At 45.8% G+C, this 17,361-nt stretch carries 17 protein-coding genes; 8 read left to right on the forward strand and 9 right to left on the reverse strand.

Going from position 1 to position 17,361, the window contains the following annotated elements:
• The 3 genes from B3M51_RS02680 to B3M51_RS02690 form a co-directional block, all read left to right on the forward strand.
• Positions 1-597: DUF1538 domain-containing protein (locus B3M51_RS02680; protein WP_292756637.1), on the forward strand; the 597-nt coding region annotated here is incomplete at its 5' end.
• Positions 594-944 (forward strand): P-II family nitrogen regulator, encoded by a 351-nt coding sequence (locus tag B3M51_RS02685; protein ID WP_292756639.1) that lies wholly within the window; start codon positions 594-596, stop codon positions 942-944. The genes B3M51_RS02680 and B3M51_RS02685, both read left to right, overlap by 4 nt.
• Before the next feature lie 19 nt (positions 945-963).
• Positions 964-1,353 carry a CBS domain-containing protein gene (locus B3M51_RS02690; protein WP_292480078.1) on the forward strand — a complete coding sequence of 130 codons (390 nt, stop codon included), beginning with the start codon at positions 964-966 and terminating at the stop codon, positions 1,351-1,353.
• A 3-nt stretch (positions 1,354-1,356) separates the two neighbouring features.
• Here B3M51_RS02690 and B3M51_RS02695 read toward each other — a convergent pair whose 3' ends face one another.
• Genes B3M51_RS02695 through gmk form a run of 8 tightly spaced genes read right to left on the reverse strand, consistent with a single transcriptional unit; the run spans position 1,357 to position 9,251 of the window.
• A complete protein-coding gene (locus B3M51_RS02695; protein WP_292756641.1) occupies positions 1,357-2,190 on the reverse strand; it encodes a thermonuclease family protein in 834 nt (277 codons plus the stop codon).
• Between the two features lies 1 nt (position 2,191).
• Entirely contained in the window at positions 2,192-3,058 is an 867-nt protein-coding gene (ubiA, locus tag B3M51_RS02700; RefSeq protein ID WP_292756643.1) for a 4-hydroxybenzoate octaprenyltransferase, read from the reverse strand.
• The gene (locus tag B3M51_RS02705; protein WP_292756645.1) at positions 3,058-3,609 is read right to left on the reverse strand and encodes a chorismate--pyruvate lyase family protein; all 552 of its coding nucleotides are present in this window, start codon (positions 3,607-3,609) and stop codon (positions 3,058-3,060) included. The genes ubiA and B3M51_RS02705 overlap by 1 nt, the downstream gene beginning before the upstream one ends.
• A 13-nt stretch (positions 3,610-3,622) precedes the next feature.
• Complete coding sequence (recG, locus tag B3M51_RS02710; protein WP_292756647.1) at positions 3,623-5,704, reverse strand: ATP-dependent DNA helicase RecG; 2,082 nt, start codon at positions 5,702-5,704, stop codon at positions 3,623-3,625.
• A 26-nt stretch (positions 5,705-5,730) separates the two neighbouring features.
• A complete protein-coding gene (locus B3M51_RS02715) occupies positions 5,731-6,117 on the reverse strand; it encodes a RidA family protein (RefSeq protein ID WP_292756649.1) in 387 nt (128 codons plus the stop codon).
• A 45-nt stretch (positions 6,118-6,162) separates the two neighbouring features.
• On the reverse strand, positions 6,163-8,283 hold the full coding sequence (locus B3M51_RS02720; RefSeq protein WP_341232181.1) for a RelA/SpoT family protein: 2,121 nt from the start codon (positions 8,281-8,283) through the stop codon (positions 6,163-6,165).
• Between the two features lie 45 nt (positions 8,284-8,328).
• Entirely contained in the window at positions 8,329-8,589 is a 261-nt protein-coding gene (gene rpoZ, locus B3M51_RS02725; protein ID WP_292362229.1) for a DNA-directed RNA polymerase subunit omega, read from the reverse strand.
• A 50-nt stretch (positions 8,590-8,639) separates the two neighbouring features.
• Positions 8,640-9,251, reverse strand: coding sequence for a guanylate kinase (gene gmk / locus B3M51_RS02730; protein ID WP_292756652.1), 612 nt, complete (start codon positions 9,249-9,251; stop codon positions 8,640-8,642).
• A 242-nt stretch (positions 9,252-9,493) separates the two neighbouring features.
• Between gmk and B3M51_RS02735 the strand changes: the two genes are divergently transcribed.
• The 5 genes from B3M51_RS02735 to B3M51_RS02755 all read left to right on the forward strand — a co-directional run bounded on the left by B3M51_RS02735 (position 9,494) and on the right by B3M51_RS02755 (position 15,907).
• Complete coding sequence (locus B3M51_RS02735; protein WP_292480095.1) at positions 9,494-10,534, forward strand: Fe(3+) ABC transporter substrate-binding protein; 1,041 nt, start codon at positions 9,494-9,496, stop codon at positions 10,532-10,534.
• 58 nt (positions 10,535-10,592) lie between these two features.
• Positions 10,593-12,251: an ABC transporter permease gene (locus B3M51_RS02740; RefSeq protein ID WP_414673422.1), complete on the forward strand. Its 1,659-nt coding sequence runs from the start codon at positions 10,593-10,595 to the stop codon at positions 12,249-12,251.
• Positions 12,241-13,311, forward strand: a complete 1,071-nt coding sequence (locus B3M51_RS02745) for an ABC transporter ATP-binding protein (RefSeq protein WP_292756654.1) — start codon at positions 12,241-12,243, stop codon at positions 13,309-13,311. The genes B3M51_RS02740 and B3M51_RS02745 overlap by 11 nt, the downstream gene beginning before the upstream one ends.
• Positions 13,312-13,429: 118 nt before the next feature.
• Positions 13,430-13,975: a VPLPA-CTERM sorting domain-containing protein gene (locus B3M51_RS02750; protein WP_292756656.1), complete on the forward strand. Its 546-nt coding sequence runs from the start codon at positions 13,430-13,432 to the stop codon at positions 13,973-13,975.
• A 312-nt stretch (positions 13,976-14,287) separates the two neighbouring features.
• Positions 14,288-15,907 carry a GGDEF domain-containing protein gene (locus tag B3M51_RS02755; protein WP_292756658.1) on the forward strand — a complete coding sequence of 540 codons (1,620 nt, stop codon included), beginning with the start codon at positions 14,288-14,290 and terminating at the stop codon, positions 15,905-15,907.
• A gap of 101 nt (positions 15,908-16,008) precedes the next feature.
• Here the strand turns inward: B3M51_RS02755 and B3M51_RS02760 are convergent, their stop codons facing one another.
• Complete coding sequence (locus B3M51_RS02760; RefSeq protein ID WP_292756660.1) at positions 16,009-17,259, reverse strand: OmpP1/FadL family transporter; 1,251 nt, start codon at positions 17,257-17,259, stop codon at positions 16,009-16,011.
• Positions 17,260-17,361 lie beyond the last annotated feature (102 nt).

Below are 17,361 nucleotides of genomic sequence, written 5' to 3' on the forward strand. Positions count from 1 at the left end.
GGTTTTGCCATGGTGTTATTCGGATTGTATGCGTTTGTTGTCGGTTTAAAAATGGGGTTATTCCCCATCGGCAGCAGCATGGCTGAACAGCTGATAAAAAATCAGCATATTGTCTATGTCTATCTGTTTGCTTTTGCGATTGGTTTTGCGACAACCATGGCGGAACCCGCCTTGATTGCTATCGGTCAACAGGCAGAAGAGGCTGCTTCGGGAAGGATAAATGGTAACGTCATCCGGCTGCTGGTGGCAGTGGGTGTGGCAGTAGGCATCACTATCGGTGTACATCGTATTATCTCCGGCGACTCAATTCATCATTACATTATCGGCGGGTATTTAATCGTTATCGTACTCACCTTAATCGCCCCCAAATATATTGTGCCACTGGCATATGACTTAGGTGGCGTGACGACTTCAGAAGTCACTGTGCCCTTGGTGACGGCACTGGGTATTGGCCTTGCAACCCATATTGAAGGCCGCAACATTCTGATGGATGGCTTTGGCTTAATTGCCTTTGCCTCAATCTTTCCAATCATAACGGTCATGCTCTATGCTATTGCGATGCATTTCATGACGACTTTGCAAAAGGTAAACCGATGAAATTTTCTGTTCTTGTTGCCATTGTTCCCGAAGAAAATGAACAGGCTGCGATTGATACCGCCAAAGATCTTGGGGCCGGTGGAATAACCGTCATGTCAGCCCGGGGAATCAGTAATAACGTCAAAAAAACCTTTTTTGGTCTGAGCTACGATGGCAGTCAAAGTGTGTTGCTGATGGTATTGGAAAAAGGCTTGTCATTACAGGTGCTCAAAGCCATTCAAAAAATTCTGATGCCGGATAATCAGGAGTCCAAAGGTCTGGTATTTACCCTGCCACTGGAGCATCTGGCAGGTATCGATATTTCTCAGGTTGAACAATTCCAGCAACATTTACGAGATTCTTTCTAAACCTCTAAGGATACCGCTAATGCGATTAGTTAAAGATGTCATGATTACCGATGTAGTCACCATTTCACCCTTTGCCAAAATGCGCGAAGCATTAAGCCTGATGAAACGCCATAAAATTAAATCGCTGGTCGTGGATAAGCAGAATCAACACGATGCCTTTGGTTTAATTACCTACTCGGATATTCTGAAAACGGTTATTGCTGAGGAAGGCGATATTGATTTGCTTAATGTCTATGACATTTGTGCCAAACCGGTTATTGCCGTTGGGGAAGAATTAGCGATTCAACATGTCGCCAAGTTGATGACAACGCATCGGGTGAAACGGCTTCTGGTGGTTCATAACAATGATTTGGTTGGTATGGTAGCGATGAACGACATCATGGAACAATTGTTAAGCGAAATTGAATAAAGCTTAATCCAATACCTTGATGGCGCTGGGATGCTGCACAAACAGACTGTATTGCTTCCCTCGTTTGGACATCCAGCCATGGACTTCCAGTGATTTATTCAAATACGAATCCAATGGCGGAAACAGATCCTGCTGTTCTTTCGCTATTCTCAAACTGGCTTTGTCATTAACCTTTAATACCCAATAATCCCTGGTCTGTGCGCGTGATTCAGCTGTTAACAGCCATCGTTGCCAGCCACGATAGGCTGTTTCAGTGATAGTAGTGATCTTACGAGGCTGATAATGTTTATTTCCCCAAATACCCTGCTTTTGGTTTATTGCCTGTTGTTGGGCGGCAATCAATTGATCTGCATACTGCAGATTGGGTGGCTTTAGAGTCAGTGCTGCCAATCCCTTCTGTAGTAATTTTTCATTAATAAAGTCACCGTCCGGTGTCCAGGCATACGCTAGCAACCGATCATAACGATCGCGTTTCTCGGTGTCGTACTGTAAATAGACCTGGTTTTCTGATAACTGATTTTTTAACCAATCTCTCGCTTCAATGCCTCCTGGTTCGGCTTCGCGATAATGAGAACTGATTTCCGGGGTATTTATACCGAGTAATCTGACCCGCTGATTATTTTCCAGTATCAATGTATCGCCGTCATAGACCCGTTTAACATTAAATAAATAGCGATTGGAACTGGGGGTTAACTCAATCGTTTCCGCTGCTGGATCAGCAGGTTGATCAGAAAATATCTGTCGGCCACGGTCATCTGTCCACTGATATATTTCTGTGGCACTTACTGTACCAATTAGCCAAAACAGTAAAAAAACAGAAAATAAATACCTTGTCATGTCAGCTCAGGCTGTAATGCAAAACGATACTGATAAAAATAACCGCACCCACCCAATTATTATTCAGAAAAGCTTTTAAACAAGCATGGCGTTCACGATCTTTACTAAGCCATAACTGGTAAACAAATAAAGCTGCAGCGATTGCTAAGCCAATATAAAACAGCATTCCAAACTGCAACTGCCATCCAATGAACAACAGGATCAACAGATACCCGAGTTGTAACAGGCCTTGTATCAATAAATCTTTCTGTCCAAACAGAATGGCAGTGGATTTCACACCAGCTTGCAGATCATCTTCACGATCGGCCATTGCATAGAAAGTGTCATACATTGTTGTCCAGATAATATTTGCCACAAACAACCACCAGACAATAGCCGGTAATGCATTGGTCTGGGCCGCAAACGCCATCGGAATTGCCCAGCCAAATGCCATGCCTAATACCAGCTGTGGCAGATAGGTAAAACGTTTCATAAACGGATAGACCGCGGCCAGTAATACCGCCACCAGCGATAGCGCTATCGTGAAGGGATTAAGCAATAACACCAGCATAAATGCGATTAAAGCTAATAGCACAAACGTCAGCACCGCCTGTTTTGCCGTTAATGCGCCGGTTGCCAATGGACGATTCTCAGTACGCCACACCTGACCATCAATATGCCTGTCGGCAAAATCATTAATTGCACAACCCGCCGCACGCATCAACACAACACCAGCGATAAAAATCAGCAGGATCTTAATATCCGGCAGGCCACCAGCGGCAATCCATAATGCTGTCAAGGTGGGCCAGAGCAACAGTAAAATGCCAATAGGCCGATTCATTCGGGTTAATTGCCAGTAAGGTCGTAGTTGTGTGGCTAAATTTGTCATCAAGACCAGCCCTGATTCGGTAAAAAAATTTCACAGACCAGCAAACTATTGTCAGCAAAATAAAAACATGAGCGTCTTGCCCACATTATTGAACTGTCGTTAAGTTCATTACTGCTGTGTTTTGCCAGTTCAAACAGGCTTTGTCCTGAACGCAGACTGGCTACTTCCAGCGGGCCGCGTTTAATCGCCGGATCGGTAAACAGAATTTCACCCAGAGATCGATTACCCAGATGATGAATATGCAGGTGTGCCTGCAATGCCTGATAACTGGCACGCGGCACAATGGTGCGGGCAAATACGCGAGCCTGATCACCATCGCGTAATATCACCTCACGGCAATAGGCATGTTCATACAACGGCTGTTCAAGCTTCAATGCTTCTTCTGTCAGGGGTTTCTGCCAACCGGTTTGCTGCAGATCCACGTTGAATTGCTGCTGACTGGTCTGCTGCAGGCGCAACGTTAACGATCCTTTGTCCGTTAACCATCCAGTCAGTTCGCCTGGTAGTTTTGCAGTTGACGCGGGATGCCAGTGTGTTTGGCTTTTTAACATTGATTCTGATGACTCATACTTGTCCGAAGTTCAGTTTTGTACCAAACCAGCGTTGAATTAATGGTGTGACGTTTTCCGGATAGTGGTTTATTAATGTCTCAGCCGCTCTGCTGACCGCTGGCAACAAATCCTGATCGGCCAGTAAATCGGCCACCCGAAACTGGGGCAAACCGGTTTGCCGTGTTCCCAACACTTCGCCAGGACCACGAATTTCCAAATCGCGCTGGGCAATAACAAATCCGTCATTGCTTTCGCGTAAACAGGCCAGCCGGGCCAGACCGTTTTCCGACAGCGGAGGATGGTACATCAATACACAATGACTCTGCACCGTGCCACGCCCTACCCGACCACGTAACTGATGTAGCTGGGCCAGTCCCAGTCGCTCGGCATTTTCAATCACCATTAAACTGGCGTTAGGCACATCCACCCCAACTTCAATCACCGTTGTCGCCACCAGCAGATCAATTTCACCCTGTTTGAATGCCTGCATCACCTGTTCTTTCTCAGCTGACTTCATTCGGCCATGCACCAGTGCGATCCTTAAGTCTGGTAACGCCTGTTCCAATTGTTCGGCAGTATCTTCTGCAGCCTGACATTGTAAATGCTCAGACTCCTCAATCAAGGTACATACCCAGTAAACCTGGCGTTTTTGCTGACAGGCCACATGAATGCGTTCAATCACTTCCTGTCGACGGTTATCGGCCACCACCACGGTGGTCACCGGTTGCCTGCCAGGCGGCAGTTCATCAATTATTGATACATTCAAATCAGCATAGGCTGTCATTGCTAATGTTCGAGGAATAGGTGTAGCGGTCATCACCAATTGATGTGGCAGGATGTCCACCGCTTTACCTTTGTCGCGTAACGCCATACGCTGATGCACGCCAAACCTGTGCTGCTCATCAATTATTACCAGACCCAAACGATTAAATGTCACTTCATCCTGAAATAACGCATGGGTGCCTACAGCAACATTGATCTCGCCTGCAGCCAGCGCAGCAATTACCTGTCGACGCTGTGCTGTTGTTTGCTTGCCTGCGCACCAGCCAACCTCGATGCCTAATGGCTCAAGCCAGTTACGAAAGGTCTGATAATGCTGCTCTGCGAGTAATTCGGTGGGTGCCATCATCACTGCCTGATAGCCACTTGAGACTGCCATTAAGGCTGATAAAGCAGCCACCACTGTTTTGCCTGATCCGACATCACCCTGCACCAACCGCTGCATGGGAATATTCTGTTGCAGATCATTACGGATCTCTGTGATAACCCGTTGCTGAGCTCCGGTTAATGGGAATGGTAGTCGTTGTAAAAACGTTTCACTGAACCTATCGGCTTCAAACATTGGCGCTTTATGTTGCTGAGTGCGATAGCGGATTTGACGCATAGTGAGCTGCTGAGCCAGTAATTCTTCAAATGCCAGGCGTTTCTGTGCCGGATGTTCACGAGCGATTAACTGACCGACATCACTATCGGGCGGGGGTAAGTGAACATATTTCAAGGCTTGCGTCAGATCAAAATGAGCCACTCTTGGATCTAGCAATGCTTCTGGTAAATAGGACGGCATCGTTTGCTTTTCCAGCAGTTTGATTGCCTGATTCAACAGTTTCCGCCACGATAATTGATGCAAACCTTCGGTTGTCGGATACACCGGTGTTAAGGCTTCATCCACAGCAAATGGCGCCTCACCCTGAATTATCTGATATTCAGGATGCACCATTTCCAGCGCAGATGGACCACTGCGCACTTCGCCAAAGCAACGAATGCGTTGTCCACGAGCGAGTTGCTGTTGCTGGGTTTTGGAAAAATGAAAGAAGCGTAATACCAGTGCTCCGGTGCCATCACTGACATGACATAGCAATGAACGACGCCGACCAAACTTGACCTGACTGAGCTGAATAACCCCTTCAACCAGTTTTTCCTGTTGTGGTCGCAAACTGCCAATAGGCATTAAACGCGTGCGATCCTGATAACGCAGTGGCAGATGAAACAGGAGATCCTGAATGTAGCGGATCCCCAGTTTTTCCAGCTTTTCAGCAAGTTTTTCGCCGACACCTTTCAGTGAGGTGACCGGATCAGTTATGGCCAGTTCAGTCACCTGTTGCGGCCGCTAAAATAGTTGAGTTATGCGCCCAGATGCAAAATAGCATCCATTTCTACCGCCACATCTTTGGGTAAAGAGGCCACGCCAATCGCTGCACGAGCAGGATAGGGCTGCTCAAAGTAATCGGCCATGATTTCATTGACAGTGCCGAAATGGGCTAAATCAGTGAGATAAATATTCAGTTTTACCACATCCTGCAAACTGCCGCCTGATGCAGTAGCAACCGCTGACAAGTTATCAAATACCCGGCGAACCTGAGTAGCAAAATCGCCTTCAATCACAGTCATGGTTTCCGGGACCAATGGAATTTGGCCAGAAAGATAAACAACATCACCAACTTTTACTGCTTGCGAATAGGTACCAATAGCTTCAGGAGCGTTGCTGGTATGGATAATTTCTCGGGACATAAAAACTCCGGCTAAGTCATCATTGAAGACGACAGATTAAACAAATCAGTTATTAATACGGTTAATGCGTTCAACCATTTCGAGTTGGCGTAAACGACGGATAATGCGAGCCAAGTGCTGACGATTAGTGACTTCAATTGTCAGCCGGAGATTGGTATAGCCACCATCCCGCTCGTCAACAATGACATTATCAATATTCGATTCAGCTTCAGAAATCACCGAAGCAATCGTCGCCAGTGCACCACGTTGATTACGCAGATGCATCATCAAATCTACAGGGAAATCACGATTGATCTCTTTCGCCCAGGCTACATCCAGCCACTTTTCATTTTGCTCGCGTAAATGGGTGGTATTTTTACAGCTGCGCTGATGAATAATGATACCGCGTCCTGCACTGACAAACCCGTGAATTGGATCACCTGGAATCGGATGACAGCAGCGGGCAAAATTAACCACCATGCCTTCAGTGCCCGCAATCAGCAGTGCCTGTGGCTCTTTATTGGGGGTTTCTTCCTGTAACAATTTTTGTGCGACCAGTAAGGCAGATATATTACCCAGTCCCAGATCACTCAATAATTCATCAAAGTTTTCCAGCTCATACTCTTTCAAAAGTGCAGTGATTCGCTTGGTGGGGATGTTTTCCAATGCAGTTGAAAATGCTGTCAGATGTTTGTTCAGCAGTCGCAATCCAAGCTGAATCGCCTCCTCGCCTTGCAGATGCTTGAGGTAGTTACGAATATTGGTCCGCGCTTTTGGCGTCACTACAAAATTGAGCCACGCCGGATTGGGATGCGAGGTCGGCGATGTAATGATCTCGACTGATTGTCCGGTTTCCAGTGGTGAACTCAATGGCACCAGATGGCGGCCAACTCTTGCTGCTACACAACTGTTACCAACATCGGAGTGAACTGCATAGGCAAAATCCACTGCCGAGGAGCCTCTCGGTAAGGTGAGGATCTCGCCTTTCGGTGTTGATACATAAATCTCGTCCGGGAATAAATCGATACGCAGATTTTCCAGAAACTCCATTGAGTCACCGGAGCTTTTCTGCATTTCCAGAATACCATGCAACCATTGTCTGGCTTTACGATGCGCCAGCGTATTGCCAGCAACTTCACCGGTTTTATAGAGCCAATGAGCGGCCACACCCGCTTCAGCCAATTGATCCATATCGCGAGAACGGATCTGGACTTCTATCGGTACGCCGTAAGGGCCAAACAACACGGTATGCAATGATTGATAACCATTCGCTTTAGGGATCGCAATATAGTCTTTGAATTTGCCCTGCACTGGCTTGTAAAGGTTATGTACCACGCCCAGCATTCGATAGCAGGCATCCACATCATCGACAATAATCCGGAAGGCATAAACATCCATGACTTCAGAAAAAGACAGCTGTTTGCTGACCATTTTTTTGTAAATGCTGTAGAGATTTTTCTCGCGGCCCTGAATATCGGCACTGAGGCCTTCCTGTTCCATTCTATTGAGTATGGAAGCAGTGATTTGGCTGACGATTTCCTTGCGATTTCCCCGCGCTTTTCGCACGGCGTCCCCTAATACACGATAACGAATAGGGTATAGAACGTGAAAGCCGAGGTCTTCCAGTTCACAACGCATCAGATTCATTCCCAGACGCTGGGCGATAGGAGCATATATTTCGAGGGTTTCATGGGCAATGCGGCGGCGTTTTTCCGGTCTCAGATGGCCCAGAGTACGCATATTGTGCAGACGGTCAGCAAGCTTGACGATAATAACCCGTATATCACGGGACATTGCCAGCAACATTTTTCGCAGATTTTCAGCCTGGGCGTGTTGTCTGGTTTCAAATGCCGCCTGAGCCAGCTTGGTCACACCTTCTACCAGCTCGGCAACGGGTTCACCAAATTCGGCAATCACGTCACGTTTGGACATTTCCGTGTCTTCGATAACGTCGTGCAGCAAACCGGCCATGATGCATTCATAATCCATATGCATCATCGCCAGTACATGAGCTACCGCTAACGGGTGAGTGATATAGCGCTCACCACTGCGTCGGGTCTGCCCTTCATGGCATTGCTCAGCAAAATGATAAGCTCGCCGAATCGACTCGACCTGATTATTTTCTAAATAATTTGACGTGGCAAAACACAGATCATCTATAGTGAGTTTGGGCTCGGACTCCTGAATGAAGTCTAGTTCAGACGCAACAGATGGTTTTGCACTCACGGTAAATTAGATTTCGCTTTGCAGCTCTTCATCGCTGACGATGCTTTCTTCGGCATGCTGACGAGCTGAGGTTTTGGTCAGAATTGTGCGGTCAACCAGACCTGCGGCAATTTCACGCAGTGCCAGAACAGTTGGCTTATCGTTATCGACCGGCACCATTGCATCATCACCCATGGCAATCTGGCGAGCGCGTTTTGCCGCAACCAGCACTAATTGAAAACGGTTATCTACATTTTCGAGGCAATCTTCAACGGTAGTACGTGCCATGTTAATTTGTCCTGTGGTTAAAACCAGTAATTTTACGAGAGATACGCAGCTTAAGCCAGTAAGTCCGCTAACAAGGTGCTGTAATTTGACTGTTGTACAGCCAGTTTGTGCCGACTGGCGACCACAATCGCAGTCAGGCTGGCGAGCGCATGATCAAAGTCATCATTCACAATCAGATAATCAAATTCAACGTAATGTGACATTTCACTCTCTGCATCACGCATTCTGCGCGAAATCGTTGCTTCATCATCCTGTCCGCGGCCTCTCAATCGCTGCTCAAGCGCCTGTTTTGATGGCGGCAAAATAAAAATACTACTGCTGTCAGGAAAGTTTTTTCTGACCTGCTGAGCACCCTGCCAGTCAATCTCCAGAATCACATCATTTCCGGCATGTAACTGGTGATGCACTGCTGCAGCTGAAGTACCATAACTGTTATCAAACACTGTTGCGGATTCAAGGAAATCTCCTGCTTCACGCATCTTGCTGAAGATATCCTGACTGACAAAAAAGTAATCTTCGCCGTCAGCTTCTCCCGCTCTGGCAGCCCGGGTAGTATGTGATACCGATAATCGAACATGCGGATCCTGTTTGACCAGTGCCCGAACCAGACTGGTTTTCCCTGCACCGGAGGGTGCCGCCACAATAAATAAACTTCCAGACATTTTGATACCTTGCAGATTGCGCAGATTCAGTTTTGAAACTTGTGTTTCTTTTGTGAAAACAATACTGGTTTACGCTTTTTTGTGCCAGTTTTTTGCAAAGCTAAAAGCAGGCTCTGCGCGAGCTAACTACCGTCATATTCGGATTATTCCTGCTAATAATCTATGAAAACTTTAAATCCCCCTATTCCAAACAAAAATAAATCTCATTATCATTGTTAATGTCATCAACCATGGAGTGTTCTATGCGCAAATCAGGTATTTTTCTGAGTGTTTTTTTGGGTTTGAGTATGTTGTTAGTCTCAGGATGTAGCAACGAGTCTGAAAACGAGATAAAAGAAGTCAATCTGTATTCAGCCCGAATTGAGTCGCTGATCAAACCTTTACTGGATGAATTTACTGAAGAAACCGGAATAAAAGTCAATCTGGTCACCGGAAACGCAGATGAACTATTACAACGTCTGCAGAATGAAGGTCGCAATACTCCCGCCGATATGCTGTTAACCACAGACGCGGGACGTTTACACCGCGCTATGGAAGAAGACCTGTTACAACCCGTTGACTCTGAAATTTTGCAGCAACGAATCCCCTCCTCTTACCGTCATCCGGAAGGTTACTGGTTTGGTTTGTCGCTGCGTGCACGCCCGATTATGTATGTCAAAGATCGCGTCGATCCTGCAGAACTTTCAACCTATGAAGCTCTGGTTGAGCCACGCTGGAACAACCGAATCTGTGTTCGTTCATCAAGCAATATCTATAACCAGTCAATGGTTGCATCAATGATTGTGGCCAATGGTGAAGCGGCAACTGAAGAATGGGCAAAAGGACTGGTTGCCAATTTCGCTCGTTCGCCACAAGGTGGCGATCGGGATCAGATTAGTGCCGCTGCAGCAGGTCAGTGCGATATCGTTATTGCCAATACCTATTATCTGGCAGGTATGTTGACCAGCAACGATGCTGATGAAAAAGCAGCAGCAGAAAAGTTAGCGGTTTTCTGGCCAAATCAGGATGACCGTGGTGTGCATATTAATGTATCCGGAGCGGGCATTATCAAAGATGCCAAACATCGCGACAATGCGATTGAGCTGCTGGAGTTTCTAACCAGCGATACTGCTCAGCAATGGTATGCAGAAACCAATGGTGAATATCCAGTTCGAGACGATATTGAAAAAGGCGAAGTGCTTGAACAATGGGGAGACTTCCGTGCCGACTCCCTGGACATGGATAAATTAGGTGAATTTAACGCCGATGCGTTGCGGCTGATGGACCGTGCGGGTTGGCAATAAGCAATTGCATGCGTAAAGTTGGCAGTTTTGCCCAATCAACTGCCAACTTTACAATTTCATGTCCTTCATAATTCAATTTCGCCCCTACCCTGCATTCATTTTTGTACTGGCAGTGGCCCTGTCAATGCCTGTGGCAGTGGTTTTGGCGCATGTTTTTGTTCCCAGTGGGGATATCTGGCAGCATTTAAGCAGTACTGTACTTCCTGACTATATCCGCAATTCCCTGCTGTTAATGTTTGGGGTGGCTATTGGTACTCTGCTTATTGGCGTGACAGCTGCCTGGCTCACCACAATGTGTCAATTTCCCGGTCGCAGTGTTTTCGAGTGGGCTTTGTTGCTGCCGATGGCAATGCCTGCGTATATCATTGCCTATACCTATACCGGCATGCTGGACTTTGCCGGGCCGTTACAAACCAGCTTGCGTGAATGGTTTGGCTGGCAATACGGAGATTACTGGTTCCCACAGATCCGCTCGCTTAATGGCGCGGTTGCCATGCTGACTCTGGTGCTTTATCCCTATGTCTATTTGCTTAGCCGCGCGGCATTTCTCAATCAATCAATCTGCGTGCTTGATGTCAGCCGGACGTTAGGTAATGGGCCATGGAAAACATTCTGGAAGGTAGCGCTTCCGCTGGCTCGTCCTGCAATCATTGCCGGTTTATCATTAGCGTTGATGGAAACCTTAGCCGATTACGGGACCGTTCAATTTTTTGGCGTCAGCACCTTTACCACCGGCATCTTCAGAACCTGGTTTGGTATGGGTAGTGCGGCAGCAGCTGCACAACTCGCCGCTGGACTGATGGTTTTTGTCTTTGCCTTAATTCTTATCGAACGTTATTCCCGTCGTAAAGCCCGCTATCACCACACCAGTCGTCGTCATCAGGATCTGCGTCGATTCCAACTGACCGGTGGCCGGGCATTCCTGGCGTTACTGTTTTGCCTGTTTATTCTTGGACTGGGATTTTTATTACCAGCATTTCAACTGCTTAGCTGGACCATTAATGTGGCAGATACCGTTATTGATGCAGAGTTTCTAAGATTACTGGTCAACAGCCTGTCACTTGCCGCGTTTGCTGCCGTGCTGGCATTGTTACTGGCTCTGGTTATGGCTTATGCCCAACGACTTTATCCAGGCAAACTGGTCAGTGGAGCTGTCCGGGTGGCAGGAATGGGGTATGCCGTGCCTGGCGCTGTAATTGCCGTTGGTGTGATGATCCCTTTTGCCTGGATTGATAACACCATTGATGATCTGGCCCGTAGTCAGTTTAATTATTCCACTGGATTGTTATTGAGTGGCACATTAGTCGCGGTCACCTTTGCCTATCTGACCCGTTTTCTTGCTGTTTCATTACAAACCGTAGACAGTGGCTTAACACGCATTACCCACTCGATGGATGAAGCGGGTCGTTCGTTTGGTTTTCGACCATTACAGATACTGAGACAGATCCATATCCCGATGTTAAGTGCATCATTGATGACGGCATTGTTACTGGTTTTTGTCGATGTTTTAAAAGAGCTTCCTGCAACATTGATATTGCGGCCATTTAACTTTAATACCTTAGCGGTAAAAGCCTATGAACTGGCTTCAGATGAACGTTTGGCAGAAGCCGCTCCGGCCGCATTGGCCATTGTAATTGTCGGCATTATTCCGGTTATTCTGTTAAGTAAAACCATTACCCGATCCCGCAAGTTAAAATTGGCGATTGATGAAAACTGATAGCACTATGCAACTCCCACAATTACTCGTCGACAATATCAGCATTGGTTATGCTGGCAGGCCGGTCGTTGAAGGTATTTCCTTTCACTTAAAAGAGGGTGAAATTGCCTGCTTGCTTGGTCCATCTGGATGCGGGAAAACGTCGGTCCTGCGTGCTATTGCCGGATTTGAACCGCTAATGCAGGGTAGCATCGTGTTGCATGGTAAAAACGTCAGCTCTGCTGAGTTTTCCCTGCCCCCGGAAAAACGCCATATTGGTATGGTGTTTCAGGACTTTGCCTTATTCCCACATCTGACAGTCGCCAAAAATATTGGTTTTGGTTTGCAAAAACTGCCGCGGAAACAGCAGCAGCAACGAGTAGATGAATTACTGGAATTAGTTGAATTAACCGGTGCCCAAAACCAGTATCCTCACCAACTTTCCGGTGGACAACAGCAACGTGTTGCCCTGGCACGGGCGATGGCACCACGTCCCGATATTCTGTTGTTGGACGAGCCCTTTTCCAGTATGGATTCCGACTTACGTGAGCAACTTGCCCGAGAAGTACGTCATTTACTGCGTCGCGATGGGGTAACAGCGATTATGGTGACCCATGATCAACATGAAGCCTTTGCCATGGCCGATCAGATTGGTGTGTTGGGTCAGGGAAAATTGCTGCAATGGGGTAACGGTTATGATCTATATCATCGACCAAGCAGTCGGTTTGTCGCTGATTTCATCGGCCAAGGCGTGCTGATACCCGGGGAAATTATTGCTGACAATAAAATCAGCACTGAACTGGGCATTGTCAGTGGCAAAATGACTTCAGATAAGAGTACTGGCCAGCAGGTAAATTTATTACTGCGACCGGATGATATTATTCATGACGATAATAGCCCGCTAAAAGCCGAAATTGTAGGCAGAGCGTTTCGCGGCGCGGTGTATCTCTACACATTGAAATTACAAAGCGGCCAGCAAATACTGTGTTTAGTGCAGAGTCATCACCAACATGAGGTGGGCGAATACCTCGGAATACGGCTGGAAGCTGACCACCTAGCAGTGTTTTCAGACCAGGTCTAGGGAATTTTTCATACACAAAAGCGGGAATTAGTACCAAGGTACAATAGGAATGTTTTATACAGCCGCCTATATTGAAATCTAAAAAAATAATTCAAAAAATCTCTAGGGGGGCAATTTTATGAATAATTATTTTAAAACGATTTTAGTCGCAGCCCTGACAACTTTTTCATTAATGGTTAATGCGGCCACGTTATCTTTAGTTGGCACAACTTCTTATGATGCTAATGGCTTTAAAGGCGAAATATCTCAGGTTCTTAATATAACTGAATTTGTGCCGGGCGCTTCCGAAGGTTTCCATGTTTCAAAACCAAATCCAACGGCTATGAGTGCTGCTCATGTGCAAACCGCTTTATCAGCAACAGGTTCCAGTTTTGTAGTAACGGATTTTTTCAAAACTGATGATCCTGCTACCAATACGCTGAATACCTCATCTCTGGGTTTGGCATTTTCCGGATTCTTAATGAAGTACGGAACAACCACTTTGATCGGTCTGTTTAATACACCAATATCCAGCCTTGATTTCCTGACACATGATGATAAAGACGTTTCCCACATTGCCTATTTCACTACTTCGGTTTCAGAAGTGCCTTTACCTGCAGCGTTGTGGTTATTTGCTCCAGTATTAATTGGCTTTATGGCTTTTAGACGTCGTTTATCCAGATAAACTTTACTAAAACTGTTTTTTTTAAGCCGTGTAAAACACGGCTTTTTTATGCTGACGCTCTCGAATCCAATTAACGTGAGAGTTTTTTATAAAAAAATATCCGACAAGCTCTAATTAAAAATTCATTTCCTTTACAAGGATTTAACAACTAAAAAAATTTTAAAATACAAACTGCAACTCGTAACTGTTTGACTTTATCTTGTTACATTCATATAGGAATTATGATAAATTCCCAACTGAATTTAACAGCATTATAGATTTGGTAATTATATGAATAAAAAGGAATTTTTTCGGTATGGCAAATAATTAAATATGATGCGATTACATCTACCTGATGCATCTCGCAATCTGTATTTGCTCATGTCCGCATTATGTTTAGTCCTTTTTCTTCTTCCAGTTACCAGTTTTGCCCAACAAGCATTTGTTGGACAGTGGTATGAAGTCCCCCCCAACTGGAGCTTTCCAGATCCGCCTGAAACCACCGTTAACGCTCCCGCTTTAACCGGCGGTCATTATATTTTCCAATCCACATTTGATGTTACTGATGTCGATGAAACCATTGTTATCGACTTTAAAAATGCCAGCGTATTAGGGCATTTTCATCACCATATAACGGATCAAACGGGTAATTTCATTGCCCAAGCCCAGGGTGGCATCGAATCAGAGGTCAAAAACACTTTTTTTATGCGTCATGGACGCGAATTCAGATTGCCTCCTGGACAGTATCAGCTCACCACACAACTGGTTTCGCCCTATTTTATTGCCCAGCCTCAGCCTTATTGGGACACCTTGTCGCATTACCGTGAAGCCATAAAATGGGGCAGTGTTATTACCCTAGTCAGTATGGGCATTCTGATAAGTCTTGGCGTGTATTACGCCATTCTGGCTTTGGTCAGACGGCGTACCACTGAAATCATGTATACCTTTTTTATCATGATGAATGTGATCTACAACGGTACGGCGCTGTTAATCACCCCGGATCTGTTCAATATCCATTGGTTCTACTTTGTCGGTGGGCCCATTCTGCTGAGTAACTTTGCTTACATCCTGTTCGCCAAACATTTATTACAGATTCGACCCGAAACACATCCCAGACTGGATAAGCTGGCAAAACTGTTTTTAACGATGCTGGCGGTATTATTCGTTGTAGCCGTTTTCAATCAAAATCTAGTCATAGAATGTGCCCGTTATGGTGTTGGTCTGATGATGCTTTATGCATTGGTTGCTGCAGTGGTGAGGGCATTTGAAGGCTATAAAATCGCCTATTTTTATCTGGTGGCCATTGCAGCTTTTTTTGTTATTGGCTCAATAGCGATTTCCAGCAAAGATCTGGTAGGTGTTTATACAATCTATGTTGAACATATCGGCTTGCTGGCAGTGACTGTCGAAGTATTACTTATCGGTCTGGTTCTGGGATATCAGTTTGCCGAGGTTTATCGGGAAAAAGAACATAATCTCGTTTTGGTCCAGCAGAGTTTGCAAATTGCCCATCATGATGCATTAACAGGCCTGCCAAATCGTTATGCCCTGGATATTTCCATGGAAAAGTTACCGGCTGACGGCATGTTAACGCTATTGGATATGGATAATCTCAAGCTTTATAACGACACCTACGGACATCAAAAAGGGGATGAAATGCTCCAGATGTTTGCCAGAGTCCTGTCAGCAAAACTGGGAGATCTCGGCGTACTTCACCGGATGGGCGGTGATGAATTTGCCATCACCAGCGACAGTATTACTTATGCAGAAAATATCAGAGAAGTTATTTCGGCAACCATCCAATATATGCGTCAGAACGGATTTGAAAAAGCTGGTGTCAGTCATGGTTCAGCCAATATGGTCGAAACCATCAATATCAATGAATTAAGAATTTTGGCTGACGAACGTATGTATCATCAAAAACGTACAAATGATAACCGCCAATTGGCTTAGGACAATCATAAAAAGTTATCTATAAAAAACCGGTATTTGCATTATTTCCTGCATTTTCCTTTCACGATACCCGATCCTCCAACCCGTTATTTCGTGAGCAATTACCATTGCCGGCTGACCATCATATGCAGCCATACAGCTTCATTACGCAGTTGTGAATCGTTACCAAACGGCAGCTCACTATTGGTGTAATTCACTTTTTTACGGAAATCGTATTCAATGCCTCCGTAAAAAGTCCATTCTGAATTGTACTGATAACTGCCACCAAAAGTGAGGTGATGATCAAAGATCCCCGCCACAACGGGGTTGGTATGCTCTTTTGGTATCGGATTTTTGCCATAGTTATAGCCGCTGTATAACGTCAGTTTGTCGTTATAGCGATAGGCCATGCCCGTGGCAAACACCAATTGATTATTCCAGTTCATGGTCGAGGTACTGTTAATATCCGGTAAACCTGCAACAGAGGGATCGGTCGCTCTTAACTCGGTTTTTTTCATCGCATCAGACCAGTTTAACCAGTTAACTTTTAACGAAACTAACAGTTTTTCATTCATCTGATAGGCGGCGCCCACCCCAATTTCTTCAGGTAAGGCAAGACCTTTTAATGAAACATCATCGTATTTGACTATCCCCAGACCGGCTCCCGTCTGATTGAGTTTAAGTTCACCATCGGTTAACGGCAGCTCTGTTTTACCGGTATAACTGGCTGCCAGCGTAAGTTTGGGCGTTGCCCGATACTGAATACCCAATTTAAAGCTGGTACGTAAACTGGTTGCGTCGTCTATCTCAATTCCCGCAAATGCAGGCGGTGCTGATGTATCGGGGAAGATCTTCTGCTCAGCCTGCGCGTAGACCAGGCCAAAACTGCCACCGACTGACCACTTATCATTGATTTCACAACCTACGCCAGCGGTAAGTTTGCCTACAGCAAACAATCCCGAATATTCATCCTCTGTGGCAAAAGCGGTTTGCATATTTTCAAATACACCACCAGAACCACCTTGTGCAAATAGTCCGCCCGCCACCGTACACGCCATATTTTCCAGTTTTTGTGCATACCCCATACCGCCTAAACCGGTATAGAGGTTACTTGCATGTCTATCATTACCAAACTGATCTTCATGCGACAAATCAGTAATCCGCAGTAATGAACCATACGCATCAAAACGTTTGGTTTTGATTTGAGTAAGTCCGGCCGGATTAGTGTTGAGCGCACTGGTATCGCGTGCCACAGCAATATCGGCCCCAGCCATTAACGTGGATTCGGCGCCAAATCCAATCAGATTGATACCATTCGTAGCGTGGCTGGCTCCAGCAAAAAGACCCAGGAAGCAAATAATTATTTTTTTCATTCGATGCTCATAGAAAAGTGCTCGTTTCATTCATCCCTTTGAGCCCTTTTGCAGGCAAAAACTTATCATGAGCGTTCTGAAGATGCTTCAGTAACGGCTGAA

Origin of the sequence: Methylophaga sp. UBA2689, assembly GCA_002354555.1 — a bacterium.
GTDB lineage: Bacteria > Pseudomonadota > Gammaproteobacteria > Nitrosococcales > Methylophagaceae > Methylophaga.

Excerpts from the sequence above, each read along its gene's own strand:
- B3M51_RS02685 (WP_292756639.1), top strand. The coding sequence starts at position 594 with ATGAAATTTTCTGTTCTTGTTGCCATTGTTCCCGAAGAAAATGAACAG.
- B3M51_RS02690 (WP_292480078.1), top strand. The coding sequence starts at position 964 with ATGCGATTAGTTAAAGATGTCATGATTACCGATGTAGTCACCATTTCA.
- B3M51_RS02695 (WP_292756641.1), bottom strand. The coding sequence starts at position 2,190 with ATGACAAGGTATTTATTTTCTGTTTTTTTACTGTTTTGGCTAATTGGT.
- ubiA (WP_292756643.1), bottom strand. The coding sequence starts at position 3,058 with ATGACAAATTTAGCCACACAACTACGACCTTACTGGCAATTAACCCGA.
- B3M51_RS02705 (WP_292756645.1), bottom strand. The coding sequence starts at position 3,609 with ATGTTAAAAAGCCAAACACACTGGCATCCCGCGTCAACTGCAAAACTA.
- B3M51_RS02715 (WP_292756649.1), bottom strand. The coding sequence starts at position 6,117 with ATGTCCCGAGAAATTATCCATACCAGCAACGCTCCTGAAGCTATTGGT.
- rpoZ (WP_292362229.1), bottom strand. The coding sequence starts at position 8,589 with ATGGCACGTACTACCGTTGAAGATTGCCTCGAAAATGTAGATAACCGT.
- gmk (WP_292756652.1), bottom strand. The coding sequence starts at position 9,251 with ATGTCTGGAAGTTTATTTATTGTGGCGGCACCCTCCGGTGCAGGGAAA.
- B3M51_RS02735 (WP_292480095.1), top strand. The coding sequence starts at position 9,494 with ATGCGCAAATCAGGTATTTTTCTGAGTGTTTTTTTGGGTTTGAGTATG.
- B3M51_RS02740 (WP_414673422.1), top strand. The coding sequence starts at position 10,593 with ATGTCCTTCATAATTCAATTTCGCCCCTACCCTGCATTCATTTTTGTA.
- B3M51_RS02745 (WP_292756654.1), top strand. The coding sequence starts at position 12,241 with ATGAAAACTGATAGCACTATGCAACTCCCACAATTACTCGTCGACAAT.
- B3M51_RS02750 (WP_292756656.1), top strand. The coding sequence starts at position 13,430 with ATGAATAATTATTTTAAAACGATTTTAGTCGCAGCCCTGACAACTTTT.
- B3M51_RS02755 (WP_292756658.1), top strand. The coding sequence starts at position 14,288 with ATGATGCGATTACATCTACCTGATGCATCTCGCAATCTGTATTTGCTC.
- B3M51_RS02760 (WP_292756660.1), bottom strand. The coding sequence starts at position 17,259 with ATGAAAAAAATAATTATTTGCTTCCTGGGTCTTTTTGCTGGAGCCAGC.